The following is a 16,903-nucleotide window of genomic DNA, read 5'->3' on the forward strand; positions in this document are numbered from 1 at the left end:
AAAAAAGTCCCACGAAACTGCTACTTCCGGCAATCCCGTGGGATGTTTTCGTTTTTTTATTTCAAAGCTCTGCCGCGCTCACATTCTCACTACTCCAGCGCCTCCAGAAATTCCTCATGGTTCATGACTTTTCCAATCTTCGGGAAAATCCATTTTTCACAGAAATCCTGCTCTTCCTGCGTATCGGTCGCGGTGCAGTCGTTGATGACGATGACACGGTAGCCCTTATCATACGCCGAACGCGCCGATGACTCTACACACCAGTCGGTATGGAAACCGGTAAACGCTACATACTCGATCTCATTTGCCCGCAGATAATAGTCCAGACCAGTCGAATGGAACGCGTCCAGCGTTTTCTTGCCTTCAACCACCACATCACCCGGCTGCGGAGTCAATTCTTTGATAATCTCCGGTCCCGGTGTGCCGCGCAGCCATGCGCCGGTTCCCCAGTCTGCTTCCATATCCATCTCGATTCCACGCAGACCCTCACACGCCGGACCACCCTTTTTCAGCTCTGGAAATCCCGGATCAAACGGATGGAACGGGCAGTAAAAGATTTTTGCCACCTGACCTCGCGCCTTCTCCAGTAAATCCTGAAGATTGGCGATGACATGACGCTCGGCGAGCTGCTCCTTGATGTGGGCGTACATCGTTCCGCCCTCGGACAAGAAGTCATTCTGCGGTTCAATCAAAACAATCGCAACTTTCTCTTTCGGAATCTTAATCTGTGCCATACACTTCTCCTTTCCTATTACATCGCATTCGGCAGGAATAATACAATCTGCGGAATGAAAATACAAATCAAATCGACAATAATGATCGCTGCCAAGAACCACATCGAACCGGCGAAAATCTCGTTGACTGTGATTCCCTCCATGCCATCCATTCCGTACAGGGACGATTTAACGGTAAATACGTTCATGCCAAACGGAGGCGTAATCATACCGGTTTCAATCGCAATGATCATAACCAGACCGAACCATACTAAGTCATAGCCTAAATCTGCCATAATCGGGCACATCAGAGGCGTCGTTAAAAGCAGAATCGAAGTAGAATCCAGGATACATCCCAGTACCATCAGAATCAGGATAAATAATAAAACGATTCCGATCGGCGGGATGCTGAAACCTTCTACCAGATCCCGGAGTACATTGATGACACCGCACATGAACAACGTCTTGGAATATGTGGATGCCGATACCAGAAGAATCAGAACGCTGCCGGAGGTTGAACCTGCCGATAAAAGCGTCTCCCAGAACTCCTTGCGGTTGAATCGCTTCCGGAAAATCACAATCAGGAAAGCGCCGAACGCACCGACTCCGCCTGCTTCTGTCGGGGTAAAGAATCCACACCAGATACCTCCGAGGGAGATGATAATTAAAAGAACAATCGGCCACGGACGCAGCACAATTTTCCAGAAATTTTCTTTTTCATACTCAGTCAGCTCCTCTACCTCCGGAATATAATCCGGTTTGATATGTGCGACCGTCAAAATGACGATGATAAATGCGATCGTCATCAGAATACCCGGCATAACCGCCGCCACAAACAACTTGCCGATCGATACGTCCGCCTGCGAGCCGTAGACAATCATCAGAAGACTCGGAGGAATCAACATGCCTAAAATCGCAGAGCCAGAAATCGTTCCCAGCGCGATCTTACGGTTATATTTCAGACGAAGCATCTGCGGAAGTGCAATTTTCGTAAAAACAGCCGCTGACGCAACCGTAACACCTGTGATAGCTGCGAAAATCGCATTGGCGATAACCGTCGCGATTCCGACGCCGCCCCGGACTTTCTTTAATAAAAGGCTGGCTGAATCATACAAATCCTGGCTGGCGCCGGATAAGTTCGCCAGAAGTCCCATCAAGACAAACAGCGGAATAACACCGAACATATACTGCCGGACCGCGCCCCACGCCGACTGGCTTAGCACGTTCATCGCTGTTGAAAAACGTCCCGTGAAAAGGAATACGCTGAGCACACTGGTAAACATCAGGGATGTGCTCAGATGAACACCAAAGAAAATCAGCGCCAGCAAAAGAATCAATGAAAGTGCTGCTACTGCTCCTGTACTCATTCTGCCTTCCCCCCTTCTGCAAAGCTTTTTCCTGTGACTAATTCATACGTATACTTTATAATCTGGTTGATAAATTCCAGAATCATCAGCGCGGAACCGAATATAATGGAAAAACGCCCCGGAACCGTTGTGATACGGACCGATCCGGCTATCTCCGCTTCATGAATCGAAATTGCATTTAACAGATTTCCCCAGCTTGCCCGGATAATAAATGCATACACCAAAACGCCAATCAGCGCTGCCACAATATCGATCACATGTTTTCCCTTTACACCGACCTTATCATACAGCATAGTTGTCCGGACATGGGCTCCCTTAACTGCTACATACGGAATCTCCAGAAAACATACGATAATAATAATGCTGCTGACAATTTCCGCCGTTCCCGCGAACGGTTTATTTAATATCAATCGGCTTAGAACGTCCGCTGTAATCAGAAGCATGATTCCAAATACAGAGATCGCTGCAATTCCATCCATAATACTCAAAAAACGTTCCAGACACCGATCTAATTTTCTAAGGACTGACATATCATCCCACCTTTTCTCTCTTCTGTCTGTTCCTTCTCTGTCTTTCTGAACACGTCGGGACATACCCTCGCTGTATGTCCCGATGCACTCTTCACACGGCTCACACTCTCCTCTGCGACAAGCCGCTCCCTTCAGTTTTCTTACTCGCTGATCTTCCAGTCGCGTACTCTCTCTACGCCCTTGGATTCCAGAATCTCATAGTAATCTTCCACGATCTCGGAACCATTGTATCCAGCGTCGTCAAGGCTCTTTACCAGACCATTGACAACATCCGGAAGACTTGCAGCCCATTTTTCCTGCTCCTCGCGGCTCAGAGTTGTAACAGTACAGCCCTGCTCTTCCAGCGCCTTGATATCTTCTTCGTGAATCGTATTGATATACTCAGACTCATAGTCCAGATAGCCCTCGCCAACCTCGGAAATGATGTTCTGTACATCCTCCGGCAGGTCATTCCAGGTATCCATATTGACAGTAATTGCATTGAACGGAACTACGTTGAAGTTTGCGTCCAGATAATACGGCGCCACCTCATATACCTTTAAGTTGACACAGGAATGGGTCGGCTGAATTGTCGCCTGGCATACATTCGTCTGTAAGTTCTGATAAGTATCATTTAAGGAAGTCTGGACACCGACTGCACCAGAGCCCTCGATCCAGGAGAGGTTGATGCCTGCCGCGCCGATCTTCATTCCGTTTACATCTTCCAGAGACTTAACTTCTTTCGTGCTAAAGAATCCATACGGATCCGATACGCCGATTCCGATGAACTTCTGGTTGTAGCTGTCTTCATAAATCGAAGTGAATTCCGGATATTTCTCATACATCTGTTTGATCGTCTCTGCTACAATCAGCGGATCGGAACAGGAGAACGGCATACTGTAAACCATATCCTGTAACGGAAGTCTGGATGCCTCAAACACCAGAATCGTACATCCGATATCGACCAGACCATCCTGCACGCCCTGCAACTCATTTCCCAGGGAGATAACTGAACCGCCGTAGGATTTAACCCAGTCGATCTCATAATTTGTCTCTTCACTGACTCTCTCCGATACATTTTTCACAAAATAATCTTCCAGCGCTGTGATCCATGGGTTGGATTCCGAATGTCCGGATCCAATTCGAAGTGTAATCTTTTCTTTTCCGCTGGTTGCTTCTGCCTGTTTTTTATCGCCGCCTGTTGTACTGTCTGTTTTCGCAGATGAACTTCCACCGCATCCCGTCATTGCCGTCATTGCCATTATCGCTGCTAAACCTAATGCCACAAATCGTCTTCTCCTCATGTTCCTTCTTCCTTTCTTTTTATCTTTTTCACGTTCTGCGTTTCTTTTTTGTTTCGCTTCTCCGTTGGACACCGGATATTGGATACAATTTGATACTATTACTCTAACACCATCTGTCTGTTTTGTCAATAAACTTTCTTATATAAACATCATTCTGTACAGTTTAAACAATATTTTAGTTTCAGATTGGATACATTATCCAATTTTATTGCTATTCCTTTCCTTTTCGGTTATAATAATCATAAAGAAATTTAAAAGGAGCCATGGTTTATGGATCAGACACAACCAATTATTCAATATACAACCGTTTCCGACTCAGTCTATCTCTGGGTCAAAAATGCAATTATTCAAGGTGAGTTTAAGCCAGGCGAACATATCGCCCAAGAACGCCTCACCAAAACACTTGGCGTCAGCCGCACCCCGGTCCGCGACGCAATCAAACGTCTGGAAGCAGAGGGACTTTTGATCACGAAACCGCACTGTGGGGCAGTCGTATTCCAGCTCTCCAAGGAACGTCTGACGGAAATCTACGACATCCGTATCCTGATGGAGCAGTACTGCGCCGCCAGAACCTGTATCAGGGCAAGTGATGACGATATCCGCCAATTGGAAGAGATTAGTTTAAAAATGCTCGATTTTTCCAATAATTCGAAGGAATTTATGCAGCTGGACCGCCAGTTTCACACCCGGATCTGTGAGCTCTCCGGCTGCGACGACACCGTTGAGATCCTGCAGGGACTTTGGAATAAATGTGATTCCTTCAAATCCATCTACTACTCTCTGGAGGGACGCATCAACGATACTCTATCCGAGCATGCAAAGATCATCCAGGGACTGAAAAATCGCGATATCGACGCCACCAAACAGGCAATCTACGGTCATCTGAAGGATGTTGTCGAATGTGTTGGACGCCAAGCCAATTTTTCTTAAAGACAAAACACCTACCAAGCATCGACAGCCGTATAATTACAAAAGGCGATGAGCGCAGTTCCTGTCTCTCTGCGTTCACCGCCTATTACTTTTTTCTGCTTTTCTTATCTCCCCGCCAGCAGCGAAATCTGCGCCGTCTCCTCGACAAGTTCCGCCAGATAAGCTGCCCCGCGCATCGTCCCTGCCACCGTTACCTGACCGTGACCGCGCAGAAGGAACGCATTCATCTCCTTATTTTTCCGGAACTCTTCCAGAATCATCGGGAAATATTCCTTCGGAACGGCATACGAATGGGTGTCAAACACCGGCACATTTCCGCCCAGCTTCATTTCCGAATGATGCGTCGAAAAATCAAGCGCTTCATGCTTATCCGCCCACGCAGTCGCATATGGGGAATGGCAGTGCATGATCGCGCACACCTCCGGAATCTCCCGGTAGATCGCACCGTGCAAAAGAGCTTCTTTGGATGGTTTCCGATTTCCCTCAATCAAGTTTCCGTCAAAATCCGTCACAACAATTGTGTCCGCGCACACCTCGTCAAACGCCACATCCGTCGCCTTCACAAGCATCCAGTCATGCCCTGGCACACGCATACTCAGATTTCCGCCGTTGCTCATCTGATAGCGGAGCTGATAAAATTTGTGCGCCGCCTGTTCCATCGCATCGCTCAGCTCTTTGTATTCCTGATATTTCATGCGCTCTCCTTTCTGCTGCTCTCCGCTTCATTCAGCAGCGCTTCCATCTCCTGTGCGCAGATATCCGCAAATTCAGGATCACAGAAATTCAGATCATACGCTTTAAACACAATCTCCGGCTTCAGATCCGCCTCGAAAATCTGACGCATCTTCTGAATTGTCTCCGGTTTATAGAAAAATTCCCCCGGATAACTCATTGTCCGCAGTCCCCCCATCGGGAGAATGACCTCCGTTTTTCCCTTGGAACGATTCAGTCGTTCCACGATCGTGTGTGTAATATCCAGAATTTCGCTCTCATACAGGCGCGTATGTGTTAAATCCTGATTATGCCATACGTACCCCCGATCTTCCTCATCTTTTAAAAGTTCTTCTTTCCTCAGACACGCAAAATCAATGCCGCCCGGGCAGATCAACGCCGGGATCCCCATCTCCGCTGCCGCACACAGGCGGTTATCCGCACCCTTGCTGTATCCGTAATCGCCCAAATATTCCGCTGTCATCTCATGCAGTGAGAGATCCATAACGGCTGAAATAACGCCCTCGCGGATCATCGACTCCATCACCCGGCCGCCGATTCCGGTCGAATGGAAGCTGATCATCTTTCTGCCGCGCGCCGTCAGCTCGTCGGATGCCCGCATCACGGTATCATTCGTAATCCCCATAAGCGTTGTCGCGATATATTTTTCCCCATGTGTATCGATCCGTTTTCCCCCATATGTCACCATGCCAATCAGGGCACTGACTGTATTTCCCAACACCGCCTCATTAACGGGGTTCATACCGGCAAAATCAACGATCGACGGAACCACCATGATATCTTTGTCGCCCACAACCGTGTCAAAATACCGGTATCCGCTGGCGATCGTGGAACAGATAATCTTCGGAAATCCGATCGGAAGCAGGCGCAGCGCCGCAGAACACATGACCGTATTCTGCAGTCCGCCCATTCCCATCACGCCGTCAATCTTTTTCTCCTCGACGAGTTTTAACAGCATCTTGGAAATACTCTCCGTCATCGCTGCGATCGCACCGCTCTTGTCCATCGCGTGCACCTGCTCCCAGGTATAACCACCCATTGCCAGAATCTCCTCCCGGCTGACATCTGCGCGCATCGGAATATGCGGTCCCGTGCTGACATCGAGTATCAGCGGACTGTTTCCGCTCATTTTTATTTTTTTCTGTACAAACTGTACTTCATGATATTTCGTGTCACAGCTTGCAATTACCCCAACCACTGCCATTTTCTCGAAGTCTCACGAACTTCTTCTTTCACCTGCCTTTCGTCTTAAAGACCAAGGATCGGTGTTTTCGAAACCCGATCTAACATCTCGCGGTCATGACAGGTCAGAATCTTATCCAGACTCTCTGCCCGGGCTTTGATAAGCTCGATGCTCTTCCAGGCGGAGACAATATCTGAAAACCGGTTCGGAGGCGTAATATCATAATGAATCTCTTCAATCGGTTTCGTATTATCCATAATGAAAATTGCATCGCCACAGCAAATATATCTGCCCGCTGCCGTGTCGATCTCAACCGACTGATGACCGATGGAATGTCCCGGCGTCTCAAATACGCGCACGCCCGGCATGATCTCTGCCTCGCCTTCTACCAGTTCCATCTTAATTCCCTCAAATGGGCGGGTAATGCCAAGCTGCGGTGCCTCGTATGATTTGTAATAGAGCGGGATTGGATCCATCGCAAATTCGTACTCCTTCTTGTTTACATAAAATTTCGCATTCGTGAATTTTTCCATATAGAAGCAATGATCCCAGTGCAGATGGGTAAACACTACAATGTCAATATCCTCCGGTTTATATCCGATCTTTGCAAGCTGATCCGCGATCGCCATGCCCTCCGGCTGGTATGATCCATGATGGTGGTATTTATCGGCGCGCTCTGTGTATGCCATGCCCGTATCCACAAGCAGCAGCTTGTCTCCGCCCTCTACCAGATACGTAAAAACTGGGTATTCTTCCTCCCGATCGGAAGCATCGGGATAATATGCCACCGTAGAATGGTGGTAAAGATACTGTTTCGGAATCATCGTCACGAAACCAGTGTTGATTGGTCTGATTGTTAAATTACTCATATCGGTACCTCCTGCCGCTCGTCCGGCTATCGCAAACATGGAATAAATGCCAAATTTGTTTCTTAAAATGGGGTATCCAATATTGTATCCAGTGTCCAATAGTATTATAATAAAAAGAAGCATAGCTGTCAAGAAAAGTTTCAATTTCCATCTGAAAGAAACAATGAATCGGATCCAAAACACAAAAAAGGAGGAACCTCATATGAAAATTACGGTTGCAATCGATTCCCTGAAAGGAAGTCTGACCTCGATGGAAGCCGGAAACGCCGCCAAAGGCGGCATTCTCCGCGTCTATCCCGAGGCAGAAGTCTTCGTGCGCCCTCTGGCAGATGGCGGCGAGGGAACCGTGGATGCCCTGACGGAAGGACTGGGCGGCAGGATCCGCACCATCTCCGTCTCCGATCCGCTCGGACGCCCCCTTCAAGCCGACTACGGGATTCTCACCTCACCGGGGCAGTGCGAACCGCTTGCGGTGATCGAGATGGCTGCTGCCTCCGGACTTCCGCTCCTGGCTGCTGCGGAACGCAATCCACTCCGCACTACCACCTACGGTGTCGGAGAACTGATCCTTGACGCCATCCGCCAAGGCTGCCGGCGTTTCCTGATCGGCATCGGCGGCAGCGCCACCAACGATGGCGGACTCGGCATGCTCTCCGCGCTGGGATATCAATTTTTCAAAGAAGACGGAACGCCCGTCTCCCCGGGTGCCGCCGGACTGTCAGAGCTTTCTTCCATCCGTACCGGCTCCGTTCTTCCCGAACTGTCCGCGTGCAGCTTCCGGATCGCCTGCGATGTCACCAATCCGCTCTGCGGTCCAAATGGCTGCAGTGCCGTCTATGGTCCGCAAAAGGGCGCTTCCAGGGAAGATATCGTAAATATGGATCGCTGGATGCAGGCATACGCCGTCCTCACTGCCCGGCAATTTCCACACGCCGATCCAACGGTTCCCGGCACGGGTGCCGCCGGAGGTCTCGGATTTGCCTTTTTAAGCTATATGAACGCCGTCCTGGAACCGGGCGCCTCGATCGTGCTGGAAGAAACTTCTCTGGAATCGTTCATCCGGGACAGCGATATCGTCATCACCGGTGAGGGTCGTCTCGACGGACAGACTGCTATGGGAAAAGCCCCCATCGCCGTCGCCAGACTGGCTAAAAAATACGGCAAGCCCGTCTTCGCCTTTTCCGGCTGCGTCACCCCAGATGCCATCCAGTGTAACGATGCCGGAATCGACGCCTTTTTCCCAATTCTCCGCTCCATCTGCTCGCTGGAAGAAGCAATGGAACCGGCATCCGCCCGGAAGAATCTGAGCGATACGGTGGAACAGGTGATGCGGGTGGTTCGGCGGTTTTCGTAAAAATTGGAAACAAAGAATGTGCTGATAATCGAGTAGGAGGGAGTGATTAGCTCCCGTCCTCTCACACCACTTATCCCGACTTTATGATTATCCGGAATTCTGGCAGAATACTCCGTTTTTCTGTGAAAATATATCAAAAAAGTCGGGATAATCTTTTACATCAAACCATAAAGCTTCTTAAGTGTTTCTTCTGTGAAATATGTAAATTTATTTTCCATTTATTATATGTTGTGTAAATCGTGTTTTTGGTGAAATTCATGCGTACCTTCCTTTGTCTCGTGAAAATCTGGTGTTTTTCTATCAGCGCAAAAAAAGCAGCAGGATTTCTCCCGCTGCTTAAAAATCTATTTATTTTTTCGTGTGCTTATAAGAATTTTCTGCATCCCATACCGCGCAAACGCCGAAATCATTATGGCTTACAATGTTGGATCCGATGCCACCCTGTTCTATATCCATTCCAGTAACATGATTATAAATCAGTTTTCCGTATGGGAAACTACTCATGCGCCAACTATGGCCGATGCCGATTTCCCAAGCGTTATATTTACTTAGATCCACATGATTTGGATCCAGCACATTTACGCTGCTTGCGGTATACAGGCATTCTTCACAGTGCGTTACTTCACGGCCATCAATTTCGAGCACACCCCGCTTATTTACATAATATCCATCTGGTGTCACGGTATCTGCAAGAAGATAGCCTTCATCATTCAGCGCAACCGCCTCTACGTCCGTATTGTCGTAGCCTACATAATACCATCCGCCATGTGTATGGCTCCAACGTGGAGCGCCAACGGCATCTATCATGTAAATGTTGGTGACGCCATTGTTCCACTCCGGTTTTGAAGTGTCAATTAATTCTCCAATCGCTTCATTCCTTATTTCTGCGCTTCTTCCACGATACAGATAATTAATGATCTCCTTTGACGATGGTCTATTGGTATTTGTTGTACCGGCAGCCTGTTTCATTCTTTTGCCATCCGACCGGGTTATCCGCAAACACCGGAACAACCATGATGAGTGATAATGTAAGCGCAGATAACGCGATTAACTTCTTTCGTAACTTCATCGTTTTCTTCTTTTTACTGCTTTTTTACGTTCTCATAGCCATTCTCAGTCTCTACGACCATTACACCAGGTGCTGAGAAATAAACATATGAATCACCACTGATGGCGGTTTTATTCGAACTCGTGCATTCAAACACGGTGTAGCCCATCTCATTCACACCTGCATAATGGTACGTATCCGTGACTCCGCCAAATCCCGGAAGCCACTCGGTATCTGTCAGCGTCTTGGTTGCCGGGTCATACACGATCTTCATGGAAAACGAGTAAGTGCCAATATTGTATGCATAGGTTCCACTATAGACATCGGTTGCCGGAGCCTGTGAATTTGTGGCCGTGTCGTTTGACGTATTTGCCGTCACGGGTTCTGTGCTTACGTTCTTCGTCTTTACTGCTCCTCCTTCCGTCCATGCCCCATCACCGTTTACTACATATCCATCCGGGGTCGTGGTATTTGAAAGCATATAGCCGCTGCCATCAAAGTAATAGCATTCTGCAATGCCATCCTTATTGCCATCGATCCACTGCCACTGTGACTTCGGGTAAGCGCCATTATCCTCTTGCCACCACCAGCCTTTTGAATTCTGCTGCCACTGACCAGCGAGTGCAGTCGTTGCTGTGCCCATCATCATGGCTACAATCATTGCAGATGCGATTAGTTTCTTTCTTATCTTCATATTCATCTCTCCTTTTTTGAGTATTTTGTTTTTCTTATAATCTTATTATCTCACAAACGGATAATGGTTTAAAGGGTGATTTGTTTTTAAGATACGTATTTTTAAAGAAATTAACCTTTTTCCTTTACCATGCAGCGTTTCTTGAAAAACGAGATACCGTAGCAGAAAATCTGATCGTAGTCATCCTCATATTCCTTTGCATACATCCGATCATCGATCTGCTGCAAAGCCGTATCGCAATCCTTCTCCAGGTTTCCCAGGGTCTTTGTGTACTTCGCTTCGAAGATCGCAACGCGCGCATTGATGGGATCATAAACGACCACATCGCTTCGCCCTTCTCCATGCTCCTTATTGGAGTCCACCATATATCCAGCGCCTGTAAAAATGCCCGCGAGAAATGCGTGGTAGAAGTCCTCCCGATAGTCATGATAACTGATGGTGCGCCGGAGCAGGGCATTCATCTCCCTGTTAATACCTTCACTGTCACCACTAAAGACGGCATCAAACAGCGCATTTCGATTCCACTTCTTCGCGCTGTCATCAAACCATTTGATGACCGTTGTTTCGAAAATCTCGTTAATTTCTGCATTCGGAATCATGAGGGCTACCATACCGTCTGGAACTTCACCCGTATAATCCTCTTCCCGCGCCCGTGTTAAGTATCCCGTCAGATACAATGTACTCCAGAGGTTATCTTCTGATGAATGGAGATAATCATAGGTCAGGTTTTCATCCACACGCTGGACGATGCAGCCGCCCGCCATCAGTGTCTCCAGCTTCTTTGTGATCGTACTGCCCGCATAATCGATAAAGGAACGGATAATGGCATTGTCACTTGTGTTTTTCCAGTAGCTGATCGGCTTTGCCTTCGGATTATGCTGAAGCTCCAGCATATAATTCATGACATCCCACGGACAGTAGACATCAAAATCTCCGAAATGGTAGCCATCATACCATTTCTTCATGTTCTCTGCCTGTTCTGTCACGTCAGCAGCTTTCAGCAGTTCATCAACCTCGCTCTGTACGAAGCCGAAATACTCGTTGAGACGAGAATTTGTGGTCGTATCCGATACGAAATTATTGGTTCCCGTAAAGATGCTCTCTTTCGCGATCTTTAAGCAGCCTGTCACGACAGCAAAACGAAGTGCCGGATTGTCTTTCAGAGCCTGCATCAATCCCTTCATAACATCGAGCATTTCATTATAGTAACCGTTGTTGTTCGCTTTCGCGACAGGAACATCGTACTCATCTATAAGAAGAATGATAGGCTTTCCATAATGCCGCTGCATCATCCTGGTAAGCAACATTAAGCTTCCTTTCATGTCCTTCATGGAAGCCTGTCCCCATTCCAGCTGTTTCGCGATCTCCTTATCACTGGTGCCGATACTGTCGCTGTCCAGCAGATAGTGATGCTCTTTATATAGTTCTGAGATAACCCATGTGAGCATGTCGTACGCTCCGGTGAAGTTAAGACCATCTACCTGTCGAAACGAAACAAAAATCGTCGGATACTGGTTCATCCACGCATCGCACAGCGCCTGGTTTTCCGAAATCTCTAGCCCTTCAAATAACGCTCTGCTGTCCTTTCGGATATCGAAAAAGCTTTCCAGCATACTCATGCCGAGCGTCTTTCCAAAGCGCCGAGGACGGGTAATCAGTGTCACTTTTGTTCCTGTTCTACTGAGCAGCTCTCTGACCAGCCCCGATTTATCGATGTAGTAATACCCGTTTTTACGAATTTCTTCAAAGTCTGAAACCCCAACAGGAATATTCATTTTTTTCATTTCTGCTGCTCCTTTCGTCTCAATACCTCACAGTTTTTCACAGATTGCACAACACCGTTTCTTACAGAAGGCGATGCACTCGCACCTGCCTGTTGTTAACTTCTGCACAGTAATCCGCTCCGAGGAGCAAAGAGCTTTACACAGAAGCTGCATCCGCAGGCAATGGAAATCCCGCTCTGAGAAGTTTCTTTCTGAAAGAAAGAAAATCCAATGCCATCGAAAAATTCGAATGTATGGGATTGGGAAGCACCGTGCCGACGTAAGTCGTCCGGTGAGGCATCACAATCCAGAAGTAGTTTCCGTGCTTCTTATATGGGCACTTTATTGCCTTATCGTAAATGCAACGGTTGTATATAGCTATTATACATTCACTTTTTCGAAATCATTGCCATAAATTTTCGAATATGCATCCTTCTAATTTTTATTTAGAGAGCGCCTTCTCCGCCGCATCCAGCCCCTCATATCCATATGCCTTCACTTCCGCCTCCATCGTCAGAAGTGCCAGACTCTTTCCTTCCTTTTTCAGTTCATTGATAAACTGCCAGTACGTATGCAGAGTGCTGTCCGAGTAAGTCTGCAGTTCTCCAAGCAGGTACGTCTGGAAGGAAGTATCATACGGCGTATCTTCAGAACTGTAGAGAAGCCGGTTTCCAGACGCCAGCACCGGATATTTCGCCTGGTACTCTTCCATCCAGGCAAGCTGCTGTTTCACGATCGCATCACTCCACTGTTCGCCCGCCAGCGTCGGATCAATCAGAAAATGATGCAGTTTCTTAAACTGCTCCGGTGCGGTGCTCGCCATCATCCACGCATATTTCTCCATTACCAGATTGCGCCCCTGCTCATGGGCGCGGTCCATATCCGCCTGCACGCAGTCTATGAGTTCCTCTGTCCACGGTGCAAAATGGCTTCGTCGCATGATAAAAAATGTCTCCGGATCGTCCTGACAAGAAGCACGTCCGCCCTCGTTATTGACTTTCTGAAAATCTTCCCACTCCATCTGAATCAGTTTCTCTATTTTCTCCTGTTTCGTCATACGCTGTCCTCCCTTTCGCTTGCCAGATCCCTTCCAAATCAATTTCCTGCATCTTTTCTTTCAGTTACAGTCCATGCGCGTTCCCATTTTGATGTGTCTATCCGCGGCTTATCCTTCCATCACATGACATTTTTTCAGCTCCGGATCCTGAATCCGTTTCATGATCTCCCACGTATGCGCTTCCAGAAATGCATCCCGGCTGTCAGTCAGTCCCTGTTTTCGCAGTTCCTCAACCACCGCCTGACAGATTTCCTCGATCCGACCCACACGCGGATCTAACTGGTTTACATAAGGATTCCATCCCGGGGGAAACGGCGGCTTCCACATCTCGCTCGTATCTCCCATCACCGAAAGCTCCCGGATTTTTTCCGCCACCTCCGGCAGAATCTGAAAGTTTTCCATTCCCCGGAACATCCACTTATAGTAAGGCATATACGTCCGGTTTAGTAAATAGACCATCGAAATCGCCTGCCGCACAAATTCATCGAGCGCCAGCATCGCCGCAACCGTATCGCCCCGCCGCATACAGCGGCCATAATTATACTGTCCCGACTGCGCCATTTTCGCTGCCCGCGCCGCGATCTTCTTGATCCGGACATCCTCCGGATAATACTTCCGGATCGCCTCGCGGATCGCAGAAAATTCTCCCAGTCCATCCTCAAATACTGCCCCGCCCACGACTGCCGCCAGCTTATCTTCCGGCAGATGCAGCCAGCGCATCAGGCTCTTTGGCGGCTGTTCCATCCCGATAAAACGGCTGTAAAATGCCTCTATCTCAAACACACCGACACGTCCGCCGCCCCGCGCACTTGTGAGGCGTGCCGGAACACCTGCAAACTCCCCTGGCAAACGGTCATAGGCATCCTGAAGCGCATTTCCGTACTGGTTATAATCTTCCGCCGAAAACCACAGACAGAAACCCGCCCCGAAATCGTGATCCTGCGATATCGCATCGTCAAATCCCAGACATTCCGAACCTTCGCCCACCAGTCCCGCCGCCAATCGCGGCAGAAGCTCTGGAAAATCCCGCTCCAGCATCGGACGCCCGACTTCTTCATAATATCGTTTTGCCAGTTCTAGTCCCTGCATCTAATCCCCCTACCTGATTTTATGGTTTTTTCTATTTCTACGTTTTCTCTATTTTCAGTATCTTTTTTTCATGCGCGTTTCTTGCACGCTTTTTATCAAATCTTCCATCTGAAAACTTTTCAAAAAACGCTTTTTTCTTGTCCTGTCTCAGAATTTCGCATCCTTGAACTGACAGCTCGCACAGTGGCTCGGGTTTCCGCCCTTGTCTTCCTTCTTGTCTGCAGCTCCGGTAATGCCTTTTTCTTCCTTTTCTTTTTTGATCATCTCCAGATTCTGGCGGATCACCGCGCACGCATCGCTCTCGCCAAACCGGGACTGCGTTACCATCAGCGCTTTTTCCAGCAGCCCGATCGCCTGATCATAATTGCCGCGCCGCCATGCCAGCTCCCCGGCTGCTGCCAGCGCCGAACCAAAGTGTCCCGACTGCACGCCCTCCGGGGACGCATAAAAGGTCAGGCTTTCCTTTAACTCCTCGTCTGCCTCATCCAGCCGTCCCAGCGCCATCAAGGATAGCGCCCGGTTGACATGGGTCGTTGCCACCTCCGCCTCGCTGTTCTCCATCTTTTTAATTAGTTCCAGCGCCTTATCCAGCGATTCCAGCGCCTTTTCATGTTCCTCCTGTTCCTGATAAATCTGGCTGATATTATTGTAGAGACTTGCCATCTCATAGCCATCCGTTTTTCCAAGATTCTTAAAAATCGCTTCCGCCTCCCGGTACTGGGAAAGCGCTTTCTCCACATCTCCTGCCATCCGGCGCGCGGTTGCCGCATTTAAAAGTGTCGTTCCATGGTGGATCGAACCATCCAGTCCCATCCCCGCAATCAGGGACAGCGCCATATCCGCCATATCGACTGCCTGTGCAACCCGTCCGGTATTCCGGTAGAGTCCTTCCATCTCATTGCACATCATCAGGCAAAGGCTTTTGTTCCCTGAATCCAGCCCTTCCTTCATCCAGCCCATCATTTTCTCTTCCGCTTCGTCCAGTTTTCCCTGCGCATAAAGGCGATCCAGTTCCTGAAACATCTGCTGTGTATCCATTTTTATCCCTCTTTCTTTCCCTTCTTTATTCTTGTTTCTGTTATTTTTTTCATTAATGTGCCTTGGCACCTTTGACACAAAAAGAGATACCGCAAAACCTTTTTCCCATCCCTCTGCTCCCCATCTTCTTATTTCTGACAGGTCAGTGCACGGATTCTGTGGTTTTGCGGTATCCACTATCTGTTCTCAAACCTTGTAAAATCTATCTCTTTCTCAATAATGCTTTCTATGCCGCCATGCAGCACCCGCATTCGGATCGCGTTTCATTTCAACGATCCGGCTTTTACAAATCCTGTATTCATCAAACGAAGCAACTTCCGATCGCCGCATCACCCCATCGGCGAATATCCAAACGTATTTACCAGCGCATCAATCTTCTTTCCTGCCTTGCAGAGCGGGCAGTCACGGTAATCTGAATACGTATAATCCGGTAAATCCTTCTTGCCAAAGACTGACTTGATCGGCACACCATCCAGCGAATCCATCGCACTGAAAATCGCCGATGCGCCCTGTAAGATACCACCGTAATACTGGATGCTCTCAACTGCCTTATTTAAGGTACGTCCCGTCGTCACGGATGCCATCAGGATCATCACATGTTTATCGCGGATCATCGGAATCAGGTTGTCACGGAAAATGATCTGGCTGTTGTTGTTAAACTCCGGGCTGATTACATAGATAGATTTGTGCGCGTTCGTCGAGAGAAAACCGCCCTTTGCCAGCTCCTCCGCCAGAAAAGCACCGATAACTTCCGTGCCCTCCATGCAGACAATCGTGTCGATCACGGTGTCATACAGATACATGCCAACCAGCGCCTGTGCAACTTCCTCCGCCTCTTTCGTTCTCGCTTTCAGGGTCGTCACATCAATGTAATAATTGATATGTGCATGGTTTGTTGCGAAATGTCCTGGCCGAATCTTTAACGGTACTGTCGCTCCAGTTGTGTAGATCTTTGTATAACTTTTCTCCATAAAAACGCCCCCTTCTCCATCTAAATAGGTGTTCATAAATGTTTGAAACTGCTTCTAAAAGTTCCATGTTCACAGTCACTTCCATCCATGGATTGATACCCTTATTATACTAGAAAATGTGGCGTTTAACAAGATAAAATCTGTCATCATATGTATATTTTTTTATTTTTCTGTCTTTTCTCCAGGCATTTTTTTCTCACAAACAGAACACACACCCGATACTAAGACTGTGAACTACTCGGTAACTAAGTTACCAGAGCATCTGAAATCTGGCGGGATACC

At 48.2% G+C, this 16,903-nt stretch carries 16 protein-coding genes; 2 read left to right on the top strand and 14 right to left on the bottom strand.

Annotated elements, in window-relative coordinates; translation table 11 throughout:
- Nucleotides 1–89: 89 nt before the first annotated feature.
- From DXC57_RS10370 to DXC57_RS10385, 4 genes are all read right to left on the bottom strand, one after another.
- Complete coding sequence (locus DXC57_RS10370) at nt 90–734, bottom strand: cysteine hydrolase (protein WP_022359990.1); 645 nt, start codon at nt 732–734, stop codon at nt 90–92.
- A gap of 17 nt (nt 735–751) precedes the next feature.
- Entirely contained in the window at nt 752–2,080 is a 1,329-nt protein-coding gene (locus DXC57_RS10375; protein ID WP_118652478.1) for a TRAP transporter large permease, read from the bottom strand.
- Nucleotides 2,077–2,610 carry a TRAP transporter small permease gene (locus DXC57_RS10380; protein ID WP_118652480.1) on the bottom strand — a complete coding sequence of 178 codons (534 nt, stop codon included), beginning with the start codon at nt 2,608–2,610 and terminating at the stop codon, nt 2,077–2,079. The genes DXC57_RS10375 and DXC57_RS10380 overlap by 4 nt, the downstream gene beginning before the upstream one ends.
- A 140-nt stretch (nt 2,611–2,750) precedes the next feature.
- Nucleotides 2,751–3,875 (bottom strand): C4-dicarboxylate TRAP transporter substrate-binding protein, encoded by a 1,125-nt coding sequence (locus DXC57_RS10385; protein ID WP_243101453.1) that lies wholly within the window; start codon nt 3,873–3,875, stop codon nt 2,751–2,753.
- A gap of 288 nt (nt 3,876–4,163) precedes the next feature.
- On the opposite strand from DXC57_RS10385, the gene DXC57_RS10390 reads away from it, so the two are divergent.
- A complete protein-coding gene (locus DXC57_RS10390) occupies nt 4,164–4,823 on the top strand; it encodes a GntR family transcriptional regulator (RefSeq protein ID WP_118652482.1) in 660 nt (219 codons plus the stop codon).
- 104 nt (nt 4,824–4,927) lie between these two features.
- Here the strand turns inward: DXC57_RS10390 and DXC57_RS10395 are convergent, their stop codons facing one another.
- Genes DXC57_RS10395 through DXC57_RS10405 form a run of 3 tightly spaced genes read right to left on the bottom strand, consistent with a single transcriptional unit; the run spans nt 4,928 to nt 7,607 of the window.
- Entirely contained in the window at nt 4,928–5,518 is a 591-nt protein-coding gene (locus DXC57_RS10395) for a class II aldolase/adducin family protein (protein ID WP_022359985.1), read from the bottom strand.
- Nucleotides 5,515–6,759, bottom strand: coding sequence for a Tm-1-like ATP-binding domain-containing protein (locus DXC57_RS10400; RefSeq protein WP_118652484.1), 1,245 nt, complete (start codon nt 6,757–6,759; stop codon nt 5,515–5,517). The genes DXC57_RS10395 and DXC57_RS10400 overlap by 4 nt, the downstream gene beginning before the upstream one ends.
- Nucleotides 6,760–6,803: 44 nt before the next feature.
- Nucleotides 6,804–7,607, bottom strand: a complete 804-nt coding sequence (locus DXC57_RS10405) for an N-acyl homoserine lactonase family protein (RefSeq protein ID WP_118652486.1) — start codon at nt 7,605–7,607, stop codon at nt 6,804–6,806.
- A gap of 202 nt (nt 7,608–7,809) precedes the next feature.
- On the opposite strand from DXC57_RS10405, the gene DXC57_RS10410 reads away from it, so the two are divergent.
- Nucleotides 7,810–8,961 (top strand): glycerate kinase, encoded by a 1,152-nt coding sequence (locus DXC57_RS10410; RefSeq protein WP_118652488.1) that lies wholly within the window; start codon nt 7,810–7,812, stop codon nt 8,959–8,961.
- Between the two features lie 348 nt (nt 8,962–9,309).
- On the opposite strand, the gene DXC57_RS10415 is transcribed toward DXC57_RS10410, so the two are convergent.
- From DXC57_RS10415 to DXC57_RS10445, 7 genes are all read right to left on the bottom strand, one after another.
- The gene (locus tag DXC57_RS10415) at nt 9,310–9,930 is read right to left on the bottom strand and encodes a hypothetical protein (protein WP_118652490.1); all 621 of its coding nucleotides are present in this window, start codon (nt 9,928–9,930) and stop codon (nt 9,310–9,312) included.
- A 113-nt stretch (nt 9,931–10,043) separates the two neighbouring features.
- Nucleotides 10,044–10,703, bottom strand: a complete 660-nt coding sequence (locus DXC57_RS10420) for a hypothetical protein (protein ID WP_118652492.1) — start codon at nt 10,701–10,703, stop codon at nt 10,044–10,046.
- Between the two features lie 110 nt (nt 10,704–10,813).
- Nucleotides 10,814–12,487, bottom strand: a complete 1,674-nt coding sequence (locus DXC57_RS10425) for an AAA family ATPase (RefSeq protein WP_118652494.1) — start codon at nt 12,485–12,487, stop codon at nt 10,814–10,816.
- A 421-nt stretch (nt 12,488–12,908) separates the two neighbouring features.
- The gene (locus DXC57_RS10430) at nt 12,909–13,523 is read right to left on the bottom strand and encodes a DUF4125 family protein (RefSeq protein WP_118652496.1); all 615 of its coding nucleotides are present in this window, start codon (nt 13,521–13,523) and stop codon (nt 12,909–12,911) included.
- 108 nt (nt 13,524–13,631) lie between these two features.
- Complete coding sequence (locus DXC57_RS10435) at nt 13,632–14,612, bottom strand: DUF4037 domain-containing protein (protein WP_118652498.1); 981 nt, start codon at nt 14,610–14,612, stop codon at nt 13,632–13,634.
- Between the two features lie 147 nt (nt 14,613–14,759).
- Nucleotides 14,760–15,650: a tetratricopeptide repeat protein gene (locus tag DXC57_RS10440; RefSeq protein WP_022359976.1), complete on the bottom strand. Its 891-nt coding sequence runs from the start codon at nt 15,648–15,650 to the stop codon at nt 14,760–14,762.
- 329 nt (nt 15,651–15,979) lie between these two features.
- Nucleotides 15,980–16,621: a hypothetical protein gene (locus tag DXC57_RS10445; protein ID WP_022359975.1), complete on the bottom strand. Its 642-nt coding sequence runs from the start codon at nt 16,619–16,621 to the stop codon at nt 15,980–15,982.
- Between the last annotated feature and the right edge of the window lie 282 nt (nt 16,622–16,903).

Source organism: Clostridium sp. TF06-15AC (assembly GCF_003481165.1).
Taxonomy (GTDB): Bacteria; Bacillota; Clostridia; order Lachnospirales; family Lachnospiraceae; genus Otoolea; species Otoolea fessa.

Coding starts and splice junctions, on each gene's coding strand:
- DXC57_RS10435 (WP_118652498.1), bottom strand. CDS start 14,612: ATGCAGGGACTAGAACTGGCAAAACGATATTATGAAGAAGTCGGGCGT.
- DXC57_RS10415 (WP_118652490.1), bottom strand. CDS start 9,930: ATGAAACAGGCTGCCGGTACAACAAATACCAATAGACCATCGTCAAAG.
- DXC57_RS10425 (WP_118652494.1), bottom strand. CDS start 12,487: ATGAAAAAAATGAATATTCCTGTTGGGGTTTCAGACTTTGAAGAAATT.
- DXC57_RS10420 (WP_118652492.1), bottom strand. CDS start 10,703: ATGAAGATAAGAAAGAAACTAATCGCATCTGCAATGATTGTAGCCATG.
- DXC57_RS10405 (WP_118652486.1), bottom strand. CDS start 7,607: ATGAGTAATTTAACAATCAGACCAATCAACACTGGTTTCGTGACGATG.
- DXC57_RS10370 (WP_022359990.1), bottom strand. CDS start 734: ATGGCACAGATTAAGATTCCGAAAGAGAAAGTTGCGATTGTTTTGATT.
- DXC57_RS10395 (WP_022359985.1), bottom strand. CDS start 5,518: ATGAAATATCAGGAATACAAAGAGCTGAGCGATGCGATGGAACAGGCG.
- DXC57_RS10380 (WP_118652480.1), bottom strand. CDS start 2,610: ATGTCAGTCCTTAGAAAATTAGATCGGTGTCTGGAACGTTTTTTGAGT.
- DXC57_RS10445 (WP_022359975.1), bottom strand. CDS start 16,621: ATGGAGAAAAGTTATACAAAGATCTACACAACTGGAGCGACAGTACCG.
- DXC57_RS10400 (WP_118652484.1), bottom strand. CDS start 6,759: ATGGCAGTGGTTGGGGTAATTGCAAGCTGTGACACGAAATATCATGAA.
- DXC57_RS10440 (WP_022359976.1), bottom strand. CDS start 15,650: ATGGATACACAGCAGATGTTTCAGGAACTGGATCGCCTTTATGCGCAG.
- DXC57_RS10390 (WP_118652482.1), top strand. CDS start 4,164: ATGGATCAGACACAACCAATTATTCAATATACAACCGTTTCCGACTCA.
- DXC57_RS10375 (WP_118652478.1), bottom strand. CDS start 2,080: ATGAGTACAGGAGCAGTAGCAGCACTTTCATTGATTCTTTTGCTGGCG.
- DXC57_RS10430 (WP_118652496.1), bottom strand. CDS start 13,523: ATGACGAAACAGGAGAAAATAGAGAAACTGATTCAGATGGAGTGGGAA.
- DXC57_RS10410 (WP_118652488.1), top strand. CDS start 7,810: ATGAAAATTACGGTTGCAATCGATTCCCTGAAAGGAAGTCTGACCTCG.